This window comes from Streptomyces sp. Rer75 (assembly GCF_013414305.1).
GTDB classification, from domain to species: domain Bacteria; phylum Actinomycetota; class Actinomycetes; order Streptomycetales; family Streptomycetaceae; genus Streptomyces; species Streptomyces himastatinicus.
The window spans coordinates 1,666,231-1,688,193 of sequence record NZ_CP058693.1; the positions used below are offsets into that span (position 1 = coordinate 1,666,231).

Below are 21,963 nucleotides of genomic sequence, written 5' to 3' on the forward strand. Positions count from 1 at the left end.
TCACGTGAACAGCGGCACAGTCGCGCACATCCGGCATTCGCACGAGGTGGGGGCACAGCAGCACCATGGCACAGGGCTCGGTCGTCCAGGTGACGCACAGCGGAACGTCGCGGTGGCGGCGCCGCACCGGAGAGTACGCCTCCCTCGCCGCGGCCCTGGAGGCCGCCGGGGACGGCGATGTGCTCTCCATCTCGCCCGGCACCTACCGTGAGAATCTGGTGGTGGGACGGGCCGTCACCCTGCGCGGCCCCGAGGGCTCCTCGCGCGGCTCGGTGCGGATCGCGCCCGCCGACGGCGTCGCGCTGACGATACGCGCGTCGGCGGTGGTCCAGGACCTGCACGTGGAGGGCATGGACTCGGCGTCGCCCGCGCTGCTGGTCGAGGAGGGCACTCCGGAGCTGACGGATCTGCGGGTCGCGACGCGCTCCGCCGTCGGCATCGAGGTGCGCGGCGGCGCCCGGCCGACCGTGCGGCGCTGCACCGTGGACAACCCGGCGGGCGTGGGCTTGAGCGTGCTGGACGGCGCGGGCGGGGTGTACGAGGACTGCGAGGTGGTGGCCGCCGGGCAGTCCGGGGTCGCGGTGCGCGGCGGCGCCCGCCCGCGCCTGGAGCGCTGCCGCATCCACCACTCCTCGGGCTCCGGGGTCTCGCTGACCGGCGAGGGCAGCTCGCTGGAGGCCGTCGGCTGCGAGGTGTACGAGATCCGGGGCGCGGGGGTGACCGTCTCCTCGCGGGCGACCGGGCACCTGACCGACTGCCGGGTGCACCGCACGACGGGCGACGGCGTCAATCTGGACACCGACGCCGTGCTCACGCTCGCGGACTGCGAGATCCACGACGTCCCGGAGAACGCGGTCGACCTGCGGTCCCGTTCGGTCCTGACGCTGACCCGCTCGACGGTGCGCCGGTTCGGGCGCAACGGCCTGTCGGTGTGGGATCCGGGCACCCGGGTGGACGCCAACCAGTGCGAGCTGAACGAGAGCACGGGCGACTATCCGGCGGTGTGGGTGAGCGACGGCGCCACGGCCGTGCTCGACTCGTGCCGGGTGCGCGAGGTCCCGGACGCGCTGTTCGTCCTGGACCGCGGCTCGCGCGTGGACGTCGTCGACAGCGATCTGTCGCAGGTGCGCAACACGGCGGTGTCGGTGAGCGACGGGGCGACCGCGCAGCTGGACGACTGCCGCATCCGGGAGGCGGCCACCGGCGCCTGGTTCCGCGACCACGGCAGCGGCGGCACCCTCGCGAACTGCACCATCGACGGCGCCGCGACCGGAGTGATCGTCACCAAGGGCGCCGATCCGACGGTCGAGCGCACCACGGTCTCCTCGCCGACGGAGGCCGGGTTCTATGTGTCCGCCGAGGGCCGCGGCACGTTCACCGGCTGCCGGGTGACGGGCAGCAGCGGCTACGGCTTCCACATCATCGACGGCTGCCGCACCACCCTGACCCGGTGCCGCACCGAGCGGTGCGTGCGCGGCGGTTACGAGTTCTCCGAGGCGGGCCCGGCCGTCGAGGACTGCACCAGCGACGAGAGCGCCACCAGCGCCGTCACCACCCCGGCGACCGCCCCCGCCCTCCCGGCACCCGCCGTGGAGACCGCCGCCTCGACGGGCGGGCTGCTGGGCGGCATCCCGGCGCAGCGCGCCACCCAGCCCCCGGCCCTGGCGGCCGCACCCGGCACCCCGGCCGCCGAGCCGGTGTCCGTACGGCCCTCCACCACGGTGCTGGGCGAACTGGACGCGCTGGTCGGGCTGGAGAGCGTCAAGCGCGAGGTGCGCGCCCTCACCGACATGATCGAGGTCGGGCGGCGGCGTCAGGAGGCCGGGCTGAAGGCCGCCTCCGTCCGCCGCCACCTGGTCTTCACCGGCTCCCCCGGCACCGGCAAGACGACGGTCGCCCGGCTCTACGGCGAGATCCTGGCCTCCCTGGGGGTGCTGGAGCGCGGCCATCTGGTGGAGGTCTCCCGGGTGGACCTGGTCGGCGAGCACATCGGCTCGACGGCGATCCGCACCCAGGAGGCGTTCGACCGGGCGCGCGGCGGGGTGCTGTTCATCGACGAGGCGTACGCGCTGTCCCCCGAGGACTCCGGCCGGGACTTCGGGCGCGAGGCGATCGACACCCTGGTGAAGCTGATGGAGGACCACCGGGACTCGGTGGTGGTCATCGTCGCCGGGTACACCGCGGAGATGGAGCGCTTCCTGTCCGTCAACCCCGGGGTGGCGTCCCGCTTCTCACGCACCATCACCTTCGGCGACTACGCGCCCGAGGAGCTGCTGCGGATCGTCGAACAGCAGGCCGACGACCAGGAGTACCGGATCGGCGAGGGCGCGTCGGAGGCGCTGCTGAAGTACTTCACGGCGCTCCCGAAGGGCCCGGCGTTCGGCAACGGCCGCACCGCACGGCAGACCTTCGAGGCGATGGTGGAGCGGCACGCGGGCCGGGTCGCCCAGCTGAGCGACCCGACCACCGACGACCTCACCCTGCTCTACCCGGAGGACCTGCCCGAACTGCTCTGAGCCGGTTTCGGTACGGCCGCGCTGCCGGGCTTTCGCTCGGGGAGCCGGGCCAGCAGCGCGGCCCGCTCCCGGTCGAAGGCCGGGTCCGCCTGGTACTCGGAGTGCCCCAGGATCGGTGCGGGCAGCGGGTGTTCGGCGGTGCGACCGTACGCGAGCGGGTCCTTGAAGGCGTCGCAGTCCACCTCGGGCCCGGTGCCGTCGGACAGCCGGATCGGCCCGCCGATGGGGTCGGTGTAGCGCCACAGGTTGCGCCAGCACCGCACCTCGCCGTGGAGCGAGCGCAGTTGCGCGGGGCCGAAGTAGGCGGGGAACCAGCGCCCGTACAGCCGCTCCAGCGGGGAGCCGTAGGTGAGCAGCGCGACCTGGGCGCGGGTGCGCAGGTCGACCTGCCAGACCGCGGCGGCGGCCAGCACGCTGCCCTGGGAGTGCCCGGAGATGACCAGGCGGCCGCCGTAGGTGCGGGTCCAGGTCTCCATCCGCCACGTCAGGTCGGGGACGGCGCGCTCGGCGTAGCAGGGCGGGGCGAAGGGGTGCGCGGCGCGCGGCCAGAAGGTGCCGACGTCCCACAGGATGCCGATGGTGCGCCGGGCCGACGGGCTGCGGTAGGCGCGGCGGGCCCAGGTGACCAGCATGAGGACCGCGAACCCCATCATCCAGGAGCCGAGCGCCTGGGCCGTCTGCGTGGCCGCGTCCACGAATCCCGGGCTGTCGTCGGCGGCCCGCCCCGGCACCTCGTTGGTGACCCAGGTCCCGGCGACCGCGAGTCCCCCGAGCAGCAGGGTGAACAGGGCGACGGGGCCGACGAGCCAGGGGCTGGAGTCGGTGAGCCCGGCGCGGGCGATCGTGGTGGCGATCCGGCGGGTGCGCACCGCGTCGGCCGGCTCGCCCGGATAGCTGTCCAGGACGCCGGGGATGAGCCGTTCGCGGATCCGCCAGGCCCGCAGGGCGGTGATCACGGCCAGCAGCAGGATCATCAGCAGCAGGACCGGTATGGCCGTGGCCCACCAGGACAGCAGGACGGGGGGCGCGATCGTGCCGCCCTCGCCCGGGGTGGCGCCGCCGTCCAGCCAGTCGGCGATGCGCTGGGCGACGCCTCCGGCGAGCACCGAGCCGAGCCCGCAGGCGAGCATGGCGACGGCGGGGCCGGCCAGCCCGCGCAGCGGGGTGCGCGCGGTGGGCGCCTCCCGGTACAGGAGCAGGGCGCACACGGCGATGGCCACGATGAGCGCGCCCTGCACGACCGCGATCGTGACGAACGTCTGGTCGCCGGGCAGCTTCCCGTGGGAGACCCAGCCGGGGCGGGACCAGCCCGCGTACAGCATGGCGAGCGCGAGCACGCCGAGCGCGGCGCCGGGCAGCAAGGTGATGGTGAGGCGGTCCAGGTCGCTGTCGGCCCTGGTCTCGCTGCGTCCGCGGCGGCACACCACGAACACCACCGTGCACCCGCCGGTCACCACCAGGGTGAGCAGCGTCCAGCCCACGGCGTCCAGCAGGGCGCTGCCGCCCGCCGCGCGGTCGTACCGGGCGGTGGCCGCGGTGACGCCCGCGGCGATCGTCAGGAATCCGGCGGCGGTGTGGGCGGCGCGCAGCCGGGCGACGATCCGGCGGCCGTACCAGAAGCCCGGCAGGCACAGCGCGGGGCGGTTGCCCGACTCGGCGCAGGTCTCGTCCACCGGCAGCTCCAGCGGGGGCTGCGACTCGTACGCGCTCCAGGTGCGGTTGGACAGGTACCACAGGAGGCCGTTGAGGGCCGCCGGTACGACGGCGGTGAGCGCGAGCCGGCGGCCGGGCTGGCTCCACCAGCCGTCGTCCCCGGCGGACAAGAAGCCGAGCCAGGTGCCGTCGGCGCAGTCGGCCGAACCCGCGCACTGCCAGGCGACCAGGTCGAGGGCCACCTCGCAGGCCCCGGCGATGAGCAGCACGGTCAGGCTGAGCGCGACGACGCGCACCAGCAGCCCGTAGGTGCGCACGGTGCGCTCCCGCCGGTCGGCCGCGGGGCGCATCCAGTGGGCCAGGTTGACGACCATGAAGGGCAGCAGGAGCAGCCACAGGGCGCGGGCGCTGTTGCCGGAGGTGAGGTTGGACCAGACGTACGCCTCGCGGACCGGGCCGTCCCGGTAGTCCTCCGGGCGCGACTCGGCGTCGATGTCGTCGATGCGCCGGTAGACCGCCGCGGTCTCGTCGCCGGTGAGCGGGGTGGTGCGCGGATCGCACAGCATCTCCTGGGGCGTGGTGCCGCCGACGCCGTGGACCAGGAGCTCCAGGTCGGGAGGCGGCGGACCGTTCCGTGGCGGCGGTGACACCCCCAGCGCCCGGTCCGCCCCCGCTGCCGATGCGCCCATGCCCGTGGTCGATGCCACCGTGCCCCCCGATCCCGGTGTCGTGCGGCCGTTCCGCCCCGGTGTCCGCTCCAGGATTGTGCCCAGCGGGGTGGGGCACGGAGCATGACAGGCCGGGCGTGGCGAAATCGTAACCCCCCGGTGCTCCGGGGACCGGCTGTCCGCCCCACATGCGAAGATATCCGCGCGGGCGACGTGCGCCGACCGGAAGGGAACGGGCAGGGTGAGCGACAACCAGAATCTCCTCGCCGAGCAGCGGCGCGCCCTGATTCTCGACGAGGTCAGACGGCGCGGTGGGGTGCGGGTCAACGAGCTGACGCGCAAGCTCAATGTGTCCGACATGACGGTCCGTCGCGACCTGGACGCACTGGCCCGGATGGGCGTGGTGGAGAAGGTGCACGGCGGCGCGGTGCCGGTCGCCGAAGCGAGCACGTACGAGCCGGGGTTCGAGGCCAAGTCGGGCCTGGAGCTGACCGCGAAGGAGGACATCGCCAAGGCCGCCGCGGCGATGGTCACCCCGGGCACGGCGATCGGGCTCGCCGGGGGGACGACGGCGTTCGCGCTGGCCCAGCAGCTGCTGGAGGTGCCGGACCTGACCGTGGTGACCAACTCGGTCCGGGTGGCGGACGTGTTCTACAACGCGCAGCGGTCGGCGGCGGCGCTCGGCGGGGCTGCGCCGCGCCCCGGGGCGGCCACCGTGGTGCTCACCGGCGGGGTGCGCACCCCGTCGGACACGCTGGTGGGGCCGGTCGCGGACGCCGCGGTGCGCTCGCTCCACTTCGACGTGCTCTTCCTCGGGGTGCACGGCATATCGTTCGAGGCCGGGCTGTCCACGCCGAACCTGGCGGAGGCGGAGACCAATCGCCACTTCGTGCGGTCCGCGCGGCGGGTGGTGGTGGTCGCCGACCACACCAAGTGGGGCACGGTGGGCCTGAGTTCCTTCGCCTCGCTGGACCAGGTGGACGCGCTGGTGACGGACCCGGGGCTGCCGGCCGGGGCGCGTGCCGAGATCGCCGAGTATCTGCCGGAGCTGGTGGTGGCGGGCGAGCCGATCGAGGCCGCGTCGGACATCTGACGGAGCGACAGCCGTGCGGCTATCGTGGCCCCATGGCATACCAGTTGCGTTCCGTGGGGCTGGAGTACACCCGAACCGCCCCGGTCCAACTCGCCTTCACCGCCGAGGCGTCGGCGCCGCCCGAGGCGGTGTTCGGGGCGCTGGCCGATGTCGAGGGCTGGCCCCGCTGGTTCCGCCAGGTGACCGACGCCCGCCCGACGGCCGACGGGACGGGGCGGGAGATCCGCCTCCTGGGCGGCACCCGCTTCCGCGAGACGGTGGTGGCGGCGGACCCGTGCGAGCGGTACGCGTACCGGATCGACGAGACGAACGTACCGGGGCTGCGGGCGCTGCTGGAGGAATGGCGGCTGGTGCCGTGGCACTCCGGCACGGTGGTGCGCTACACGTTCGCGCTGGACGGCACGGCGGTGGTGCGGGCCTCGGCGCGGGCCCTCCGCCCGGGGCTGCGGCGGGCGTTCCACGATGCGGTCCGCTGCCTGGACCGGCGCCTGACAACGGGTTGAGCCCGCCCCCGGACCGCCCCCGGGGCCGTCCCGGGCGCGCCCCCGGGGCCGTCCCCGGGCCGTCCCGGGCGATGAGGGCGTTGAGGGTGGTGAGCTAGTCCGGCCAGTGTCCGGTCGCCAGGAAGGTGTCGATCGCCTTCGCGTGCGGCTCGATGTCCAGCCCCTGTTCCTCCAGCCAGGCGTCCGAGTAGTACTTGTCCAGATACCGGTCGCCCGGGTCGCACAGCAGCGTCACCACGCTCCCCGTGCGCCCCTGCGCGACCATCTCCGCAACGATCTTCAACGCGCTCCACAACCCGGTCCCCGTGGAACCGCCCGCCTTGCGCCCGATCACCCGTTCCAGCGCCCGTACGGCGGCGACGCTCGCCGCGTCCGGGACCTTCATCATCCGGTCGATCGCGCCGGGCACGAAGCTGGGTTCCATCCGGGGGCGGCCGATGCCCTCGATGCGGGAACCGGACTCGCTGCACGCGTGGGCGTCGTGGTGCACCCAGCCGTCGAAGAAGCACGAGTTCTCCGGGTCGGCGACGCACACCCGGGTGTCGTACTGCATGTAGTGCACATAGCGCGCGATGGTCGCGGAGGTGCCGCCGGTGCCCGCCGTGGCGACCACCCAGGCCGGTTCGGGGTAGCGCTCCAGCCGCAGCTGCTGGTAGATCGACTCGGCGATGTTGTTGTTGCCTCGCCAGTCGGTCGCCCTTTCGGCGTACGTGAACTGGTCCATGTAATGGCCCCCGGATTCCGCCGCGAGCGCGATGGACTCCTCGTACATCTTCCGTGGGTCGTCCACGAAATGGCACTGGCCGCCATGGAATTCGATCAGGCGGCACTTTTCCCGGCTCGTCGTGCGCGGCATCACCGCGATGAAGGGGACCCCGATCAGCTTCGCGAAGTACGCCTCGCTTACGGCGGTGGAACCGCTGGACGCCTCTATGACGGGTTTGCCGGGGCGGATCCAGCCATTGCACAGCCCGTAGAGGAACAGCGAACGGGCGAGCCGGTGCTTGAGGCTCCCTGTGGGATGGGTGGACTCGTCCTTGAGGTAGAGGTCGATCCCCCACCGCTCCGGGAGCGGGAAGCTCAGCAGGTGCGTATCGGCCGAACGCTGGGCGTCGGCCTGCACTTTCCGGACGGCCTCCTTGAGCCAGTCCCGGTAGTCGTGGTCGCTGCGGTCCACGTCAACCGTGTCGACGACCGCCCGCGTCGTACTGTCCACGCCGCTCCTCGTGCTTGTGCCCCGTGCCCGGTCCGAGTGGCATACTCGGTCCATTTCGATCCTAAAGGGACCCCGGTGCGCCCTGGTGCCCCGGCCCGGTCCCGGGCACACTGCGCAGCAGGGAGAATGAGGCAGCAGCGTGCTTGCCAGTCGGAGCCACCGGGGAGGCGGTCGTGATGGCCGATACCGAGTTCAACGCCAGGGGCGTACGGATCGAGCGATTCCTGCGCTCGGTCACCCGCGCCGGCCAGGTCTCGATCAAGGACGGCAGGCTCCAGTTGCTGACCAGCTACGGGCGCGAGATCGACAGCGCGCCCGTGCAGTCGGTCCGGGCGAGCAAGCCGTGGTTCGTGGACGGCGATCAGGCCATGGCGACCCTCAACGGCACCCGCTACCGCCTCACCCTCGGCCAGCACGACGCGGCCAAGCCGTCCAGCTCCGGCGCCGCCAGCCGCTTCCTCGACGCGGTCCGCTCCGCCCGGGACCACGTCCGCAAGGGGTGAAGGCGGCCGAGTTGCGCATGCGCGCGGGGGGACCGACCCTGGACGAGCATCAGTATCACTGAGGGTCAACAAGCGGTGACGCTGAGAACCGGCCCACCGGTCGCGCACGGCAGCCACCACTGCCGAACGCGTTCGTCGCCCGCATCTGCATCAGGCTAGCCCCAACTTCTTCAGGGAGTCGCAGCCGTGATCAGTCGTCCTAGCAGGCATTGCACGGTGGAGCTGCAAGCCCTGCCGTCGCGGATCGGTCAGGTCCGCAGAATCGTGTCGGCGCAGTTGCGCTACTGGCATCTGGATCCGCTCATCGACCCGGCGGCGCTCGGTGTCACCGAGCTGCTCACCAATGTGCACCGGCACGCCGAGCCGGACAAGCAGTGCACGGTGGAGATCGCCCTCATGATGGACCGGCTGACAGTCTCGGTCCGCGACCAGGATCCGCGGCTGCCCCGGGTCCGCGAATGCGACCCCGTCTCCACGCACGGCCGGGGGCTCGCGCTGGTGGCGGCGGTCAGCCAGACCTGGGGCATGCACGTACGGGACGACGGCAGCGGCAAGGTCGTCTGGTTCACCCTGGCCGTGCCGCAGCCCGCCACCGTGAACGGCTCGCCCTACGCGGCGTACGGAGCGGTCCGCACCGCGCCGCCGCACCGCGCGGGCCCGGCGGTCCGACCGGTGACGGCCCCCACCCCGGCCGCCGCACCGGCGCCGGTGTCCCCGGTGACTCCGGTATCCCCGGCAAGTCCGGTGTCCCCCGTGACTCCGGTGTCCGCTCCGGCCCCCGTGGCGGCACCCGCCCCCGCACCGGCGGTGGCCTCCGCACCGCCCGTACGGGAGCGGGCGCCGGCCGCCCGGTCGGCCGTATCCCACTGAGAATCCCCGAGCGTTCAGCCGGCACCGCCCTCGGCGTGCCGGCCGAACTGCTCGTCCAGGACGGACAGACGGCGCCAGTACTCGTCCTCGTCGATCTCACCGGCCGCGAAGCGGCGGCCGAGCACCACGATCGGCGACTGCTCGCCGAGCGCCGGACGGCCCTGCTGCCAGGGGGCGCGTCCGCGCCACCCCGCCCGCCGCAGCAGGAAGAGCCCGCCGCCGACGACCAGCGCCCACATCAGGGGGAAGAAGAGAATCCACGGACCGGGTCCGGGTCCGTCGGCGAAGCCGTGCGCCAGGGTGTTCATGGTGATCGCGCTCCTCGGTGGTTCCGCAAGGTCGCTTCCGAGCGTCCCGCCCGGCGGCGCCCGGGTCGTCGTACGGCCGGGGGCAGTTCATGTAGTCCGCAGGGAGTACGCGATCTGTACCTACTAGTATGTACACTGACCGCATGACCACCTCGGAACGGCTGATCGAGAGCGCCCGGGAACTCCTGTGGGAGCGCGGCTATGTGGGCACCAGCCCCAAGGCGATCCAGCAGCGGGCGGGTGCGGGCCAGGGCAGCATGTACCACCACTTCACGGGCAAGCCCGATCTCGCGCTCGCGGCCATACGCCGCACCGCCGAGCAGATGCGGACCACCGCCGAGGCGTCGCTGTCCGGTCCCGGGGGCGCGTACGACCGCGTCCGCGGATATCTGCTGCGCGAGCGCGATGTGCTGCGCGGCTGTCCGATCGGGCGGCTGACGATGGACCCGGACGTGATCGCCGACCCGGTCCTGCGACAGCCGGTGGACGAGACGCTGGACTGGCTGCGCGGGCGGCTGGCGGACGTCCTCGCCGAGGGGCGGGAGGGCGGCGAGTTCACGGCCGGGCTGGACGCGGAGCGCACCGCCTCGACGGTCGTCGCGACCGTACAGGGCGGCTATGTCCTGGCCCGCGCGGCGGAGTCGGCGGCGCCCTTCGACAGCGCCGTGGAAGGTCTGCTGGCCCTGCTGACCGCCTACCGGGCGCCCGATTCCCCATCCCGGTAAGGGAATTCCAGGTTCCAGGAGAAGGAAAGAGTCCGCCTCATGCATGCGATGCAGTACCGGATCACGCTGCCCGCCGACTACGACATGAAGATCATCCGGCACCGGGTGGAGTCGAAGGGGCCGCTCCTGGACGACTTCCCGGGGCTCGGCCTCAAGGCGTACGGCATCCGCGAGCGCGGGGTCGACGGCTCGCCGGTCAACGCGTACGCGCCGTTCTACCTCTGGTCCGCCCCGGACGCCATGAACCGCTTCCTGTGGGGTCCCGGATTCCGGGGCATCGCCCGGGACTTCGGCCGCCCCGTCGTCGAACACTGGCAGGGGCTGGCCTTCCACCGCGGCCCCGCCGCAGGCACCGCGCCGCGCACCGCCGTCCGCCACACCGTGCCGGTCCCGGCCGCCGCGGACCCCGCGACCGCCGTCGAGGGCGCGGTGGAGGAGCTGCCGCGGCGGGCGGCCGCGGACGGCGTGCACTCCGCGGCCCTCGGCATCGACCCGCGCGGCTGGGAGCTGGTGCGCTTCACGCTCTGGGCCGACTCCGCGCCGTCCGACGAGCCCGGCGACCGTTACCAGGTGCTCCACCTCTCGGCGCCCGGCCTGGCCGCGCTCCCCGAGGGGCGGCAGTGGTGAGGTAGCTGCGGCTACGCCACGCCCAGCGCCGCCAGCGGGTCGTCCAGCACCGGCTGCCACGCCAGCTCCGCCGCGCCCACCAGGCTGTCGTGGTCCAGCGTGCACGCCAGGATCGGCACGCCCCCGCTCCGCCCCCACAGGCTGCGCTCGGCGACGACCGCCCGCAGCCGCTCCGGATCGGCCTCCAGCAGCTCGCGGTGGAGGCCGCCGAGGATGATGCGGTCGGGGTTGAGGATGTTGACGAGCCCGGCGAGCCCGAGGCCCAGCCGGTCGATGAGCTGCTCGGCGGCGGCCCGCACCGACGGGTCGGCGTAGTCCTCGCGGATCAGGTCGCGGGCCCGCTGGAGCAGGGACACCTCGGGGCCGGGATCGCGCCCGGCGGCGTTGAGGAAGGCGAGCGGGTCGGTCTCGATGTCCAGGCAGCCGCGGCTGCCGCAGTGGCAGGCCGGCCCCTCGGGGTTGACGGTCAGATGCCCCACCTCCAGGGCGAGCCCCGCGCTGCCGGTGTGCAGCCGCCCGTCGAGGACCAGCGCGCCGCCGACGCCGCGGTGTCCGGTGGCGACGCACAGCAGATGCTGGGCGCCGCGCCCGGCGCCGTGCCGGTGCTCGGCGAGGGCTGCGAGGTTGACGTCGTTGCCCGCGTGGCCGGTGAGGGGTTCCCCGTCCGCGCCGCGGATTCCCGCCGCGGCCAGGCTCCGGGTGAACAGCTCGCGCACCGGCGCGCCCGCGGGCCAGGCGATGTGCAGCGGGTTCAGAGCGGTGCCCTCCGGTTCGGCGACCGCGGACGGCACCGCCAGCCCGGCGCCCACACAGCGGCGGCCGGTCTCGCGCAGCAGCTGGGCCCCGGCCTCGACGACCGCGTCGATGACGTGCGCCGGGTCGGCGGGCACCGTCATGCAGCCGGGGGCGGTGGCGACGATGTTTCCGCCGAGGCCGACGAGCGCCGCCCGGAAGCCGTCGGCGTGGACCTGGGCGGCGAGCGCGACGGGCCCGCGCGGCGCGACCGCCAGCCGGTGCGACGGGCGGCCCTGCGACCCGGCGGAGCCGAGCGGCCGCGCGTCGACCTCGATCAGGCCGAGCGCCTCCAACTCGGCGGCGACGGCCCCCGCGGTCGCGCGGGTCACCCCGAGTTCGGTCGTGAGCACCGCGCGGGTGGGCGCGCGGCCGGTATGTACGAGTGCCAGTGCCGGGCCAAGAGCGCCCCGGCCTCGCTCGAGCCTTGTCCGTGTCTGGGTCACGGCTCTATTCTCACTTTGTGCCGACACCAAACAAAACATGGACGGCCATTACGGGGAAACGCGCCGCCGCCGCTCCGGAGCGCGCCCTCTCCCAACTCCGCGCCGCCCTCACCGTCTTCTTCGCCCTCGACGGATTCGTCTTCGCCGGCTGGGTGGCCCGCATTCCGGCGATCAAGGACCAGACGGGTGCCTCCGCGGGCGCCCTGGGACTGGCCCTGCTGTGCGTATCGGTGGGCGCCACGGCCACCATGATGACCACCGGGTGGCTCTGCCGCCGCTTCGGCAGCCACGCCACGACGGTCGCCCTCGCCGTGCTGCTCTCGCTCAGCGTCACGCTGCCGCCGCTGACCCATTCCGCGCTCGCCCTCGGACTGGTGCTGCTGGTCTTCGGCACCGGCTTCGGCGGGCTCAACGTCGCCATGAACAGCGCGGCCGTCGACCTCATCGCCGCGCTGCGCAGGCCGGTCATGCCCAGCTTCCACGCGGCGTTCAGCCTGGGCGGCATGGCCGGGGCGGGGCTCGGCGGGCTGATCGCGGACCATCTCTCCCCCACCCGCCATCTGGCGCTGCTGGCCGCCGTCGGGCTGGTGCTCGCGGCGGGCGCGGGCCGGACGCTGCTCTCCGTTCCGCCGCCGTCGCCACCCGAAACCGCTACGAGCCCGGCGGCCGAGGCATCCGCCGGAGCGCGGCGGGGGCCCGCGCGCTGGCTGGTCGCCGTGTTCGGCCTGATCGCCCTGTGCACGGCGTACGGCGAGGGGGCGATGGCGGACTGGGCCGCCCTCCATCTCCACCAGGACCTCGACGCGTCCGCCGGGGTCGCCGCCGCCGGTTACTCCGTCTTCGCGCTGACGATGGCCATCGGGCGGCTATCCGGCACGGCCCTGCTCGAACGGCTCGGCCAGACCACGACGTTGACCGCGGGCGGCGCCACCGCAGCCGCCGGGATGCTGCTGGGCGCGCTCGCGCCGACGGTGTGGCTCACCCTGCTCGGCTTCGCGGTCACCGGGCTCGGCCTGGCCAACCTCTTCCCCGTGGCCATCGCCCGGGCGGGCGCGCTGACCGGCCCCAGCGGGGTCGCCGCGGCCTCCACCCTCGGCTACGGCGGCATGCTGCTGGGCCCGCCCACGATCGGCTTCCTCGCCGACTGGCTCTCGCTGCCCGCCGCCCTCACCACGGTCGCGGCGCTGGCGGCCGTCGCGGCCGTCGTCGCGTACGCCACGCGCAACGCGGCACACCCAGGGGTTGGTTGAATTCCGCCAGGTCACCCCGCATGTCGGTGGTGGCTGGCAGAATTCCGCCATGGAGATTGCCGAGCTGATCGACGTCCTGGACCGCGAGGGACACCTGATGGCCGACGCCGCGGCCAAGGCGGGCACGGACGCCCGGGTGCCCACCTGCCCCGGGTGGCAGGTCCGGGAGCTGCTGTCGCACACCGGGCGGGTGCACCGGTGGGCGACCCGGTACGTCACCGAGGGCCTGCTGGAGAGGATGCAGCTGGGTGACGACCCGGAGCTGGACGGCGCCGAGCTGGTGGCCTGGTTCCGGGAGGGGCATCGCGCGCTGGTCAAGGCGCTTGCCGACGCCGATCCGGACCTGGAGTGCTTCGCCTTCCTGCCCGCTCCCTCACCGCTGGCGTTCTGGGCCCGGCGGCAGGCCCATGAGACGGCGATCCACCGGGTCGACGCGGAATCGGCGCTGGGCGCGGACCACTCGCCCTTCGACCCGGCCTTCGCGGCGGACGGGATCGATGAGCTGCTGACCCGCTTCCACGGGCTGGAGCGCAGCCGGGTGCGGATCGACACCCCGCGCACCCTGCGGCTGCGGGCCACGGACACCGACGACGTCTGGACGGTGCGGCTCTCCGCAGAGCCCCCGCACACCACGCGCGGCGCCGAGGGGGACGCGGACTGCGAGCTGACGGGCCCGGTCGGCGAGCTGTATGTCGTGGCGTGGAACCGCCTGCCGTACAGCGCGCTGAGCGGCAAGGGCGACCTGTCGCTCGCGCAGGTGTGGCGGGAGCAGTCGCGGGTGTGAGCGGACATGCGGGTGGGCCGAGGAGAGGAGTGATGCCGGATGACCGGACCCCGTAGCCAGTCCGAGCGGGACGCGCTCACCGTGGAGATCATGTTCGCCCTGGTCACGGGCGCCTTGCTGGCGGCCGTCCTCTTCGTCGCCGTCGCGAGCCCCGCGCTCTTCGGCGAGCTGGGGCGGGCCCGGGAGGCCGCGTGGCGGACGGCGGCCGCCACCGCGGCCATCGCCGGGTTCGCCTACCGCGTCATCCGGGTGCTGGGGCGGCTGCCCCGGCCGCCCCGTGAGCGGCGGCGCGGATGACCGGGGACCGGCGGTGGCGGTGTGCGGGGCTGCGCTGGTCCCGCGGCTCCGGACCGGTGCTCCTGTGGCGCCACCCGGCCCACGGTGAGCGGACGTCCGCGCTGACGCCGGACCGTCCGCTGGCCTTCACCACCGGGCCCGGGCGCCACTGCACCGGGGTGCGCAGGGGCGCCCGGCACACCCCGTGCCCGGACGACGCCGAGCTGGCGGCGTCCGCCGTCTCGGCCCAGTGCGCGGACTGCGCCCGGCTCGACCGTTCGTACTCGGTCGCCGCCGACACCCGCAGTGACGACCCCCGCCCGTACGACGTCTATCTCGCCTGGTTCGGGCCGGGGTTGGTGAAGGTCGGCATCACGGCGGCCGAGCGGGAGGGCGTACGGCTGCTGGAGCAGGCCGCGCTCTCGTACGCCCTGCTCGGCCGCGGCCCGCTGATGGCCGCGCGCCGCGCGGAGGCCGTGCTGGGCGCCGCGCTCGGCGTCCCGGACCGCTTTCCGTACGCCGCCAAGCGCGCCGCGCGCGAGGCGCCACCGCCCCGGGAGCGCCGCGCCGCCGAACTCGCGGCGCTGCACGCGCGGGCGGGCGGGCTCGGCGGTCTGCCGGAGTCGCTGGCCCTCGCCGCCTTCGCGCCGGTCCACCACGATGAGGCGTTCCATCTGGAGCGGCTGCGTCCGGTGCAGGGGATGGTGCGGCTCGCCGCGGATCGCACGGTGGCCGGGCGCGTCGAGGGCGTGGCGGGCCCGGACATCCATCTGACCGCGTCGGACGGGCGCGCCCTGCTGCTGGACGGCCGTCTGCTGGCGGGCCGTCCGCTCGGCGCGGCCGCGGCGGACGCGGAGACGACGGCCCCGGTGGAGGCTCCGGCGCGGGAGGCCGCGCGCCCCGAGGCGCTGTTCTAGGGGGTGTCCGCAAAGCCGCGTCGGGTCAGCCCGCGGCGTCAGGGGGCACCTCCCAGCGGTAGCTGGGGGAGCGTGCCAGGCGTCGCAGGCCCGGCGGGACTTTGCGGACACCCCCTAGCTAGACAGGCCCAGACATCAGCCCAGCCAGCCCGGGCGCACCAGCCCCGACTCATAGGCGAGGACGACGAGTTGGGCGCGGTCGCGCGCGCCCAGCTTGACCATCGTGCGGCTCACATGGGTCTTGGCGGTGAGCGGGCTGACGACCAGCCGCCGCGCGATCTCCTCGTTCGACAGGCCGATCCCGACCAGGGCCATCACCTCCCGTTCCCGCTCGGTCAGCTCCGCGAGGACCGAGGCGGGCGCGGGCTCCTTCGAACGGGCGGCGAACTCGGCGATGAGGCGGCGGGTGACCCCGGGCGACAGCAGCGCGTCGCCGTCGACGACGGCCCGCACGGCGCGCAGCAGCTCCTCCGGTTCGGTGTCCTTGACCAGAAAGCCGGAGGCGCCGCCGCGGATGGCCTCGAAGACGTATTCGTCCAGCTCGAAGGTGGTCAGCATGACCACCTTCACCTCCGCGAGGGCGGGGTCCTCGGTGATCCGGCGGGTCGCGGCGAGGCCGTCGAGGAGGGGCATGCGGATGTCCATGAGCACGACATCGGGGCGGTGCCCCCGCACCGCCTTCAGTGCCTCTTCCCCGTCGGCGGCCTCGGCGACCACATCGATGTCCGGCTGGGCGGCCAGCAGCGCCCGGAAGCCCGCCCGGACCAGGATCTGGTCATCGGCGAGCAGGACGCGGATCACTCGGCTCACGGTGTCTCCTCGGTGGCATCGGGGGCGGCGGGCTCGTCGCGCGGGGCGGGCGCAACGGTGAGCGGGATGCGGGCGTGCACGCGGAAGCCGCCGTCCGGGCGCGGGCCCGCCTCCACCGTGCCGCCGAGTGCGGCGGCGCGTTCGCGCATGCCGACGAGGCCGTTGCCACCGCCCGTCGCGCCGTCCGCCGTGTCGTCCGTGGTCGCCGGGCCGTCGTCGTCCACCCGCAGCTCCAGCTCGTCCGGGGCGTATGACAACCGGACGCGCGCGCTCCGTGCGCCGGAGTGGCGGACGACGTTGGTCAGTGCCTCCTGGACGATGCGGAACGCGGCCAGGTCCGTGCCCGGCGGCAGGGCGGCCCGTTGGCCCCGCGTCTCCACCTCCACCGTCAGCCCCGCGCCCGCGGCCTGTTCGGTCAGCTCCGGCAGCCGGTCAAGACCGGGGGCGGGCTGGCGCGGGGCGGCGCCGGAGGCGCGCAGGGTGTCCAGGACCTGGCGTACCTCGCCCAGCGCCTCCTTGCTGGCCGCCTTGATGGTGGTCAGCGCGGTGCGGGCCTGTTCTGGGTCCTGATCGAGGAGGGCGAGGCCGACCCCCGCCTGCACGTTGATGACCGAGATGCTGTGGGCGAGGACGTCGTGCAGTTCGCGGGCGATCCGTAGCCGCTCCTCATCCGCCCGGCGCCGTACCGCCGCCGCCCGCTCCGCCCGCTCGCGGGCCCACTGCTCGCGCCGTACGCGCACGAGTTCGGCCGCGGCGAGCACCGCCGCCGCCCAGGCCGCGACCGCCACCTCCTGCCCCCATCCGGCGGAGCCGTCGCCGGGGGGCGGCAGCCAGCGGTAGAGCCAGTGCGCGATGAGCAGCCGCCCCGCCCACAGCGCGCCGACCGCGCACCAGGCCGCGACCCGCTGCCCGGCGGCGACGGCGGCGACGCAGGCCACGACGACGCTGAGGAAGACCGGGCCGTTCGGCCCGCCCGCGGCGAGGTAGCCCAGGGTCACCGCCGAGACGCCGAGGACGGTGAGCCGCGGGTGGCGGTGGCGCAGGAGCAGCAGCGCGGGCCCGGCCAGGAGCAGCGCGTAGACACCGGGCCCGAGGTCCGCCCGGTCGGGCTGCCGGTGTGCGGCGAACCCCGTGCCCACCAGCTGCACGACGGCGACGGCGAGCGAGGAGCGCCAGGGCACGGCAGCGCCCGGCGGGCCGAACGGCCCTTTGTGCCACGGTCCGCCCTGCCACGGTCCGCCGTGCCACGGCCCTCCGCGCCACCACCCGCCCGGCTCGCGCCCCGGGCCCCGCTCCCCCGTGAATTCGTGCATACCGGTAACGCTAGACCGGCCGCCCGCGAACGGCGTCCCCCGCGCGCGGTGATCGCCCGTACTCCCGCCGGAGTAGACCGCGGCGAGCAGCGGCGCCCACGCCGCGCCGAGCACCGCCGAGCACCGCCGAGCGCCGCCGACGGCGCGATGCGGCCCGGGCAGTAGCGGTAGCGGGCGGAAGAGACCATGCTCGGCCCGCGGGCGGCGGCCCGGCGCGACCGCGTGGCCGCGGCACCGCTCTCATCGTGGATCGTGGATCACGGCAGACGGAGGACGTCATGACACAGCACTACATCGAGCCCCGCCGCTTCGAGGTGCCCGTCCACCGCACCGTGGCCTGGCTGGCGCGCCATGGGCTCAGCCTCTTCGGCACGGCGGAGCTGTCCGTGCCCGGCCGGACCAGCGGGGCGCTGCGGCGCGTCCCGGTCAACCCGCTCGCCCTGGACGGCGGGCGCTATCTCGTCTCGGCGCGCGGCAACGCCCAATGGGTGCGCAATCTGCGGGCGGCCGGGGGCGGACAGCTGCGCAAGGGCCGCAGAACGCGGCCGTTCACCGCCGCCGAGCTGCCCGAGGGCGAGGAGAAGGCGGCGGTGCTGCGGGCCTATCTGAAGCGGTGGGGGTGGGAGGTCGGCGCCTTCTTCGACGGCGTGACCGCGACCTCCCCCGACACCGAACTCGCCCGGATCGCGCCCATGCACCCGGTCTTCCGGATCAGCGCCACCGGCGAGTAGGCGTCTGCTACCCCTTGTCCATCGCCGCCAGGGCCCGCCGCGCCGCCGGGTGGGTGCGGACGAGGTCGGCCAGCGTCGTCGTACCGCGCGTGATCTTCGTGAACGCGCGCCACGCCGGACGGAAGCCGGTGATCGCCGCGTGGAACATCCCGGGGCGGCGGGCGAACACCGCGTACATCCTCCGGCCGACGCCCATCTCCACGCCCAGCCCGGCCTTGATCGCGAAGGCGTAGTTCAGGGCCTGGCGCCGGGCGTCCACCGCGTCGTGCGCCTCGGCGATCCGTACCGCCCACTCCCCCGCGAGGCGGCCCGAGCGCAGCGCGAAGGAGATCCCCTCCCGCGTCCACGGCTCCAGCAGCCCGGCCGCGTCCCCGCACACCAGCACCCGGCCGCGGGAGAGCGGCGAGTCGTCGGTGCGGCAGCGGGTCAGATGGCCGGAGGAGATGCTCGGCTCGAATCCGGCGAGGCCGAGCCGCGCGATGAAGTCCTCGAGGTAGCGCTTGGTCCCGGCGCCCTCGCCGCGCGCCGAGATGACGCCGACGGTCAGCGTGTCGCCCTTGGGGAAGACCCAGCCGTAACTCCCGGGCATCGGGCCCCAGTCGATGAGCACCCGGCCCGCCCAGTCCTCCGCGACCGTCTCCGGAACCGGGATCTCCGCCTCCAGGCCGAGGTCGACCTGGTCGAGCTTCACCCCGACGTGCGCGCCTATCCGGCTCGCGCTGCCGTCCGCGCCGACCACGGACCGCGCCAGCACCGTCTCACCGTCCGCGAGGACGACGGCCACGGTGCGGCGGTCGGGTACGGACGGGCCGTGCTGCTCGACGCGGGTGACGGACACACCGGTCCGCACCTCGGCGCCCGCGTCCTTGGCCGCCTCGACCAGACCGGCGTCGAACTCCGGCCGGTTGATGAGGCCGAACAGCACGTGCTTGGAGCGGCGGGTCCGGGACAGCTTGCCGTTCATCGAGAAGGTCACCGCGTGGACGCGCTCGCGCAGCGGCAGTTCGAAACCGGGCGGCAGCGCCTCGCGCGACGGGCCGATGATGCCACCGCCGCACGTCTTGTAGCGGGGCAGTTCGGCCTTCTCCAGCAGCAGCACCCGGCGGCCGGCGCACGCCGCGGCGTGGGCCGCGGAGGCACCCGCGGGCCCCGCGCCGACCACCACGACATCCCATACCGTCTCTTTGTCCGGGGTTGCGTTGTCGCTGCTCACGTGTGCTTCCGCTCCCAATCGCCCGTCCTGATGCGCCTACCGGGCATCCTACGGCTCACCTCCGCGTGAACCTGCTGTGGGATGATCGGGCCACCGCACCCACCGCACATCACCACCCAACGCCGCACATCCCAGGAGCGTTCCCCCCATGGCACAGGACCTCGCCGCCACCGTCGCCGCACTCCAGCCCCGTGCCCTGGCCGAACTGGCCGAGCTGGTGGCCTTCCCGTCGGTGGCGGACCCGGCGCAGTTCCCGCGCAGCGGGTGCGAGGCCGCCGCGGAGTGGGTCGCGGCCGCGCTGCGCGCCGAGGGGTTCGAGGACGTGGCGCTGCTGGACACCCCCGACGGCACCCAGTCCGTCTACGGCTTCCTGCCCGGCCCGGCCGACGCCCCGACGGTGCTGCTCTACGCGCACTACGACGTGCAGCCGCCGCTGGACGAGGACGCCTGGCTCAGCCCGCCGTTCGAGCTGACCGAGCGGGAGGGCCGCTGGTACGGGCGCGGCGCGGCGGACTGCAAGGGCGGCCTGATCATGCACCTCACGGCGGTGCGCGCGCTCAAGGAGCACGGCGGCGTCCCGGTCAACGTCAAGGTGATCGTGGAGGGTTCGGAGGAGCAGGGCACGGGCGGCCTGGAGCGGTACGCCGAGGCGCATCCGGAACTGCTGGCCGCCGACGCGATCGTGATCGGCGACGCGGGCAACTTCCGGGTGGGGCTGCCGACCGTCACCGCGACGCTGCGCGGAATGACGATGCTGCGCGTCTCGGTGGACACGCTCGAAGGGAACCTGCACTCCGGCCAGTTCGGCGGCGCCGCCCCGGACGCGCTCGCCGCGCTGATCCGGATGCTGGACTCGCTGCGCGCGGAGGACGGCTCGACCACGGTCGACGGCCTCGACCCGGACACGTCCTGGGGCGGCCTCCAGTACCCGGAGGAGGACTTCCGGAAGGACGCCGGGGTGCTGGACGGGGTCGAACTGATCGGCTCGGGCACGGTCGCCGAGCGCATCTGGGCCCGTCCCTCGGTCACGGTGCTGGGCATCGACTGCCCGCCGGTCGTCGGCGCCACCGCCTCCGTCCAGGCGAGCGCGCGGGCGCTGGTCAGCCTGCGGGTGCCGCCGGGCGTGGACGCGGCCGAGGCGTACCGTCTGCTGGCCGCCCACCTGGAGGCGGCGGCACCGTGGGGCGCGCGGGTCGCGGTGGAGCAGGTCGGCCAGGGCCAGCCGTTCCGCGCGGACACCGGGAGCCCGGCGTACGAGGCGATGCGCGAGGCCATGCGGGTGGCGTACGACGGTCAGGAGATGGCCACCGCGGGCCAGGGCGGCTCGATCCCGCTGTGCAACACGCTCGCCTCGCTGTACCCGGAGGCGGAGATCCTCCTCATCGGCCTGAGCGAGCCGGAGGCACAGATCCACGCGGTCAACGAGAGCGTCTCGCCGGAGGAACTGGAAAAGCTCGCCCTCGCCGAGGCCCTGTTCCTGGGCGCGTACGCGACCGGCAAGAAGTCCTGACCCGGGGCGCGGCGGTCCCGGCCAGTCCGTCGCTACCGCAGCGTCCGGGGCCGGGACCGCTCGCGGTGCGTCGGGAACCGCCCGCCTGCGGCGATGCGCGGTCGGTCAGCCCATGGGGACTCCCGCCTCCAGGTACAGCGGGCGGCCCTGTTCTCGGGCGCGCAGGGCCCAGCGGAGGCGGCTGAAGCGGACCGGGGGGAGCAGGTCGGCGGCCTCGGTCTCGGTGACGAAGCGCCAGCCGCGCAGTTCGGCGCCGGGGAGCAGCACCTCCTGGGCCTCCCCGGCGGTGAGCCGGCCGCCGTCGAACAGCAGCCGCAGGCCCCCGTAGCCGGGCGGCTGGGGGCGTTCCCAGTCGGCGACCAGCAGCCGCAGCGGCTCGTCCAGCCGCACGCCCAGTTCCTCGGCCACCTCGCGGCGCCCGGCGCGCATCGGCGGCTCGCCGCGTTCGACGACGCCGCCGGGGAACTCCCAGCCGGGCTTGTACGTGGGGTCGACCAGCAGCACCCGGTCGGCCTCGTCGAAGAGCAGGACCCCGGCCGCCAGGGTTTCGGCCGTCGGCTCGGGCGTCTGCACGATGTCGCAGTTCCCGGCGCCGTCGCGGACGGCGTCGGCGATGTGCTGGGCGGTCTGGCGCGGGGTGAGCCCGGTGGTGTCGACCACATGGGCGTCGGTGGTCAGCCAGTTCAGGGCCGCGCGGTAGGGCGCGAGGTGGTCCAGGCACCAGCGGCGTACGGACTCGCTGGCGTCCGCGTCGCCGGGTATCTCCTCGCGCTCGGCTATGCGTCGGCGAAGGATCGTTTCGTCGGTGTGCAGCAGAACATGCCGCACGGGGATCCGCCGGGCGGCGAAGCCGCCGAAGATCTCGTCCCGGTACTCCTGCCTGAGGACCGTCATCGGGACCACGAGCGGGCCGCCGACCTCCGCGATCAGCGCGGCACCGGTGTCCACGACCAGCCGCCGCCATGACGGCAGGTCCTGGTAGTCGGAGACCTGCTCCAGACGCTTGCGCGGCAGCATCATGCGCAGACCGTTGCCGACCAGTTCCGGGTCGTAGAACGTGCTGCCGGGCATGAAGTCCACCAACTCACGGGCCGCGGTGGTCTTCCCCGCGCCGAACGCACCGTTCAGCCAGACGATCACATTTCCCCCTAATCCATCGCCTCCTGACAGTTGCCCGCATCACCCTGCCACGGAAACGCCCGAATACGACTGAGTCACGGATCGCGCCGCCGCCGACGC

At 74.2% G+C, this 21,963-nt stretch carries 21 protein-coding genes; 13 read left to right on the forward strand and 8 right to left on the reverse strand.

Annotated features, from left to right (window positions below; translation table 11 throughout):
* The first annotated feature begins 65 nt into the window (after nucleotides 1–65).
* Complete coding sequence (locus HYQ63_RS06405) at nucleotides 66–2,516, forward strand: right-handed parallel beta-helix repeat-containing protein (RefSeq protein ID WP_179932948.1); 2,451 nt, start codon at nucleotides 66–68, stop codon at nucleotides 2,514–2,516.
* Here HYQ63_RS06405 and HYQ63_RS06410 read toward each other — a convergent pair.
* Nucleotides 2,486–4,858 carry a hypothetical protein gene (locus HYQ63_RS06410; protein WP_373689201.1) on the reverse strand — a complete coding sequence of 791 codons (2,373 nt, stop codon included), beginning with the start codon at nucleotides 4,856–4,858 and terminating at the stop codon, nucleotides 2,486–2,488. The genes HYQ63_RS06405 and HYQ63_RS06410 overlap by 31 nt on opposite strands.
* A gap of 220 nt (nucleotides 4,859–5,078) precedes the next feature.
* Here HYQ63_RS06410 and HYQ63_RS06415 point away from each other — a divergent pair, with 220 nt between their 5' ends.
* Nucleotides 5,079–5,930, forward strand: coding sequence for a DeoR/GlpR family DNA-binding transcription regulator (locus tag HYQ63_RS06415; protein ID WP_179932949.1), 852 nt, complete (start codon nucleotides 5,079–5,081; stop codon nucleotides 5,928–5,930).
* Between the two features lie 32 nt (nucleotides 5,931–5,962).
* Nucleotides 5,963–6,433, forward strand: a complete 471-nt coding sequence (locus HYQ63_RS06420) for an SRPBCC family protein (RefSeq protein WP_179932950.1) — start codon at nucleotides 5,963–5,965, stop codon at nucleotides 6,431–6,433.
* 94 nt (nucleotides 6,434–6,527) lie between these two features.
* On the opposite strand, the gene HYQ63_RS06425 is transcribed toward HYQ63_RS06420, so the two are convergent.
* On the reverse strand, nucleotides 6,528–7,649 hold the full coding sequence (locus tag HYQ63_RS06425; RefSeq protein ID WP_179932951.1) for a PLP-dependent cysteine synthase family protein: 1,122 nt from the start codon (nucleotides 7,647–7,649) through the stop codon (nucleotides 6,528–6,530).
* Between the two features lie 176 nt (nucleotides 7,650–7,825).
* On the opposite strand from HYQ63_RS06425, the gene HYQ63_RS06430 reads away from it, so the two are divergent.
* Nucleotides 7,826–8,152, forward strand: coding sequence for a hypothetical protein (locus HYQ63_RS06430; protein WP_179932952.1), 327 nt, complete (start codon nucleotides 7,826–7,828; stop codon nucleotides 8,150–8,152).
* Between the two features lie 186 nt (nucleotides 8,153–8,338).
* On the forward strand, nucleotides 8,339–9,022 hold the full coding sequence (locus HYQ63_RS45885) for an ATP-binding protein (protein WP_257231668.1): 684 nt from the start codon (nucleotides 8,339–8,341) through the stop codon (nucleotides 9,020–9,022).
* 14 nt (nucleotides 9,023–9,036) lie between these two features.
* Here HYQ63_RS45885 and HYQ63_RS06440 read toward each other — a convergent pair whose 3' ends face one another.
* Complete coding sequence (locus tag HYQ63_RS06440) at nucleotides 9,037–9,330, reverse strand: SHOCT domain-containing protein (protein WP_179932953.1); 294 nt, start codon at nucleotides 9,328–9,330, stop codon at nucleotides 9,037–9,039.
* Nucleotides 9,331–9,458: 128 nt separating this feature from the next.
* Between HYQ63_RS06440 and HYQ63_RS06445 the strand changes: the two genes are divergently transcribed.
* Both HYQ63_RS06445 and HYQ63_RS06450 read left to right on the forward strand, forming a co-directional pair.
* Nucleotides 9,459–10,055, forward strand: a complete 597-nt coding sequence (locus HYQ63_RS06445) for a TetR/AcrR family transcriptional regulator (RefSeq protein ID WP_179932954.1) — start codon at nucleotides 9,459–9,461, stop codon at nucleotides 10,053–10,055.
* A 39-nt stretch (nucleotides 10,056–10,094) separates the two neighbouring features.
* Nucleotides 10,095–10,682 carry a DUF4865 family protein gene (locus HYQ63_RS06450; RefSeq protein WP_179932955.1) on the forward strand — a complete coding sequence of 196 codons (588 nt, stop codon included), beginning with the start codon at nucleotides 10,095–10,097 and terminating at the stop codon, nucleotides 10,680–10,682.
* An 11-nt stretch (nucleotides 10,683–10,693) separates the two neighbouring features.
* Here HYQ63_RS06450 and HYQ63_RS06455 read toward each other — a convergent pair whose 3' ends face one another.
* Nucleotides 10,694–11,959 (reverse strand): ROK family protein, encoded by a 1,266-nt coding sequence (locus HYQ63_RS06455; RefSeq protein ID WP_179932956.1) that lies wholly within the window; start codon nucleotides 11,957–11,959, stop codon nucleotides 10,694–10,696.
* On the opposite strand from HYQ63_RS06455, the gene HYQ63_RS06460 reads away from it, so the two are divergent.
* From HYQ63_RS06460 to HYQ63_RS06475, 4 genes are read left to right on the forward strand one after another with little or no spacing between them, the layout of a single operon-like run.
* Entirely contained in the window at nucleotides 11,938–13,170 is a 1,233-nt protein-coding gene (locus HYQ63_RS06460; protein WP_179932957.1) for an MFS transporter, read from the forward strand. The genes HYQ63_RS06455 and HYQ63_RS06460 overlap by 22 nt on opposite strands.
* 49 nt (nucleotides 13,171–13,219) lie before the next feature.
* The gene (locus tag HYQ63_RS06465) at nucleotides 13,220–13,954 is read left to right on the forward strand and encodes a maleylpyruvate isomerase family mycothiol-dependent enzyme (protein ID WP_179932958.1); all 735 of its coding nucleotides are present in this window, start codon (nucleotides 13,220–13,222) and stop codon (nucleotides 13,952–13,954) included.
* Nucleotides 13,955–13,993: 39 nt separating this feature from the next.
* Entirely contained in the window at nucleotides 13,994–14,251 is a 258-nt protein-coding gene (locus HYQ63_RS06470; protein ID WP_179932959.1) for a DUF6332 family protein, read from the forward strand.
* Nucleotides 14,248–15,147: a DUF2797 domain-containing protein gene (locus HYQ63_RS06475; protein WP_179932960.1), complete on the forward strand. Its 900-nt coding sequence runs from the start codon at nucleotides 14,248–14,250 to the stop codon at nucleotides 15,145–15,147. Before HYQ63_RS06470 ends, HYQ63_RS06475 begins: the two co-directional genes overlap by 4 nt.
* A gap of 135 nt (nucleotides 15,148–15,282) precedes the next feature.
* Here HYQ63_RS06475 and HYQ63_RS06480 read toward each other — a convergent pair whose 3' ends face one another.
* The gene (locus tag HYQ63_RS06480; RefSeq protein WP_179939811.1) at nucleotides 15,283–15,948 is read right to left on the reverse strand and encodes a response regulator transcription factor; all 666 of its coding nucleotides are present in this window, start codon (nucleotides 15,946–15,948) and stop codon (nucleotides 15,283–15,285) included.
* Between the two features lie 5 nt (nucleotides 15,949–15,953).
* Nucleotides 15,954–17,270 carry a sensor histidine kinase gene (locus HYQ63_RS06485; protein WP_179932961.1) on the reverse strand — a complete coding sequence of 439 codons (1,317 nt, stop codon included), beginning with the start codon at nucleotides 17,268–17,270 and terminating at the stop codon, nucleotides 15,954–15,956.
* A 278-nt stretch (nucleotides 17,271–17,548) separates the two neighbouring features.
* Here HYQ63_RS06485 and HYQ63_RS06490 point away from each other — a divergent pair, with 278 nt between their 5' ends.
* Nucleotides 17,549–18,001 (forward strand): nitroreductase family deazaflavin-dependent oxidoreductase, encoded by a 453-nt coding sequence (locus tag HYQ63_RS06490; RefSeq protein WP_179932962.1) that lies wholly within the window; start codon nucleotides 17,549–17,551, stop codon nucleotides 17,999–18,001.
* Between the two features lie 7 nt (nucleotides 18,002–18,008).
* Here HYQ63_RS06490 and HYQ63_RS06495 read toward each other — a convergent pair whose 3' ends face one another.
* Nucleotides 18,009–19,214: a geranylgeranyl reductase family protein gene (locus HYQ63_RS06495; protein ID WP_179932963.1), complete on the reverse strand. Its 1,206-nt coding sequence runs from the start codon at nucleotides 19,212–19,214 to the stop codon at nucleotides 18,009–18,011.
* Nucleotides 19,215–19,362: 148 nt separating this feature from the next.
* On the opposite strand from HYQ63_RS06495, the gene HYQ63_RS06500 reads away from it, so the two are divergent.
* Nucleotides 19,363–20,724 (forward strand): dipeptidase, encoded by a 1,362-nt coding sequence (locus HYQ63_RS06500; RefSeq protein ID WP_179932964.1) that lies wholly within the window; start codon nucleotides 19,363–19,365, stop codon nucleotides 20,722–20,724.
* Nucleotides 20,725–20,829: 105 nt separating this feature from the next.
* Here HYQ63_RS06500 and HYQ63_RS06505 read toward each other — a convergent pair whose 3' ends face one another.
* Complete coding sequence (locus tag HYQ63_RS06505) at nucleotides 20,830–21,864, reverse strand: NUDIX hydrolase (RefSeq protein WP_179932965.1); 1,035 nt, start codon at nucleotides 21,862–21,864, stop codon at nucleotides 20,830–20,832.
* Between the last annotated feature and the right edge of the window lie 99 nt (nucleotides 21,865–21,963).

Bases quoted from the DNA above. Each gene is read 5' to 3' on its own strand.
- HYQ63_RS06405 (WP_179932948.1), top strand. From the start codon at position 66: ATGGCACAGGGCTCGGTCGTCCAGGTGACGCACAGCGGAACGTCGCGG.
- HYQ63_RS06410 (WP_373689201.1), bottom strand. From the start codon at position 4,858: ATGGGCGCATCGGCAGCGGGGGCGGACCGGGCGCTGGGGGTGTCACCG.
- HYQ63_RS06420 (WP_179932950.1), top strand. From the start codon at position 5,963: ATGGCATACCAGTTGCGTTCCGTGGGGCTGGAGTACACCCGAACCGCC.
- HYQ63_RS06430 (WP_179932952.1), top strand. From the start codon at position 7,826: ATGGCCGATACCGAGTTCAACGCCAGGGGCGTACGGATCGAGCGATTC.
- HYQ63_RS06440 (WP_179932953.1), bottom strand. From the start codon at position 9,330: ATGAACACCCTGGCGCACGGCTTCGCCGACGGACCCGGACCCGGTCCG.
- HYQ63_RS06445 (WP_179932954.1), top strand. From the start codon at position 9,459: ATGTACACTGACCGCATGACCACCTCGGAACGGCTGATCGAGAGCGCC.
- HYQ63_RS06450 (WP_179932955.1), top strand. From the start codon at position 10,095: ATGCATGCGATGCAGTACCGGATCACGCTGCCCGCCGACTACGACATG.
- HYQ63_RS06455 (WP_179932956.1), bottom strand. From the start codon at position 11,959: ATGTTTTGTTTGGTGTCGGCACAAAGTGAGAATAGAGCCGTGACCCAG.
- HYQ63_RS06465 (WP_179932958.1), top strand. From the start codon at position 13,220: ATGGAGATTGCCGAGCTGATCGACGTCCTGGACCGCGAGGGACACCTG.
- HYQ63_RS06470 (WP_179932959.1), top strand. From the start codon at position 13,994: ATGACCGGACCCCGTAGCCAGTCCGAGCGGGACGCGCTCACCGTGGAG.
- HYQ63_RS06475 (WP_179932960.1), top strand. From the start codon at position 14,248: ATGACCGGGGACCGGCGGTGGCGGTGTGCGGGGCTGCGCTGGTCCCGC.
- HYQ63_RS06485 (WP_179932961.1), bottom strand. From the start codon at position 17,270: ATGCACGAATTCACGGGGGAGCGGGGCCCGGGGCGCGAGCCGGGCGGG.
- HYQ63_RS06490 (WP_179932962.1), top strand. From the start codon at position 17,549: ATGACACAGCACTACATCGAGCCCCGCCGCTTCGAGGTGCCCGTCCAC.
- HYQ63_RS06500 (WP_179932964.1), top strand. From the start codon at position 19,363: ATGGCACAGGACCTCGCCGCCACCGTCGCCGCACTCCAGCCCCGTGCC.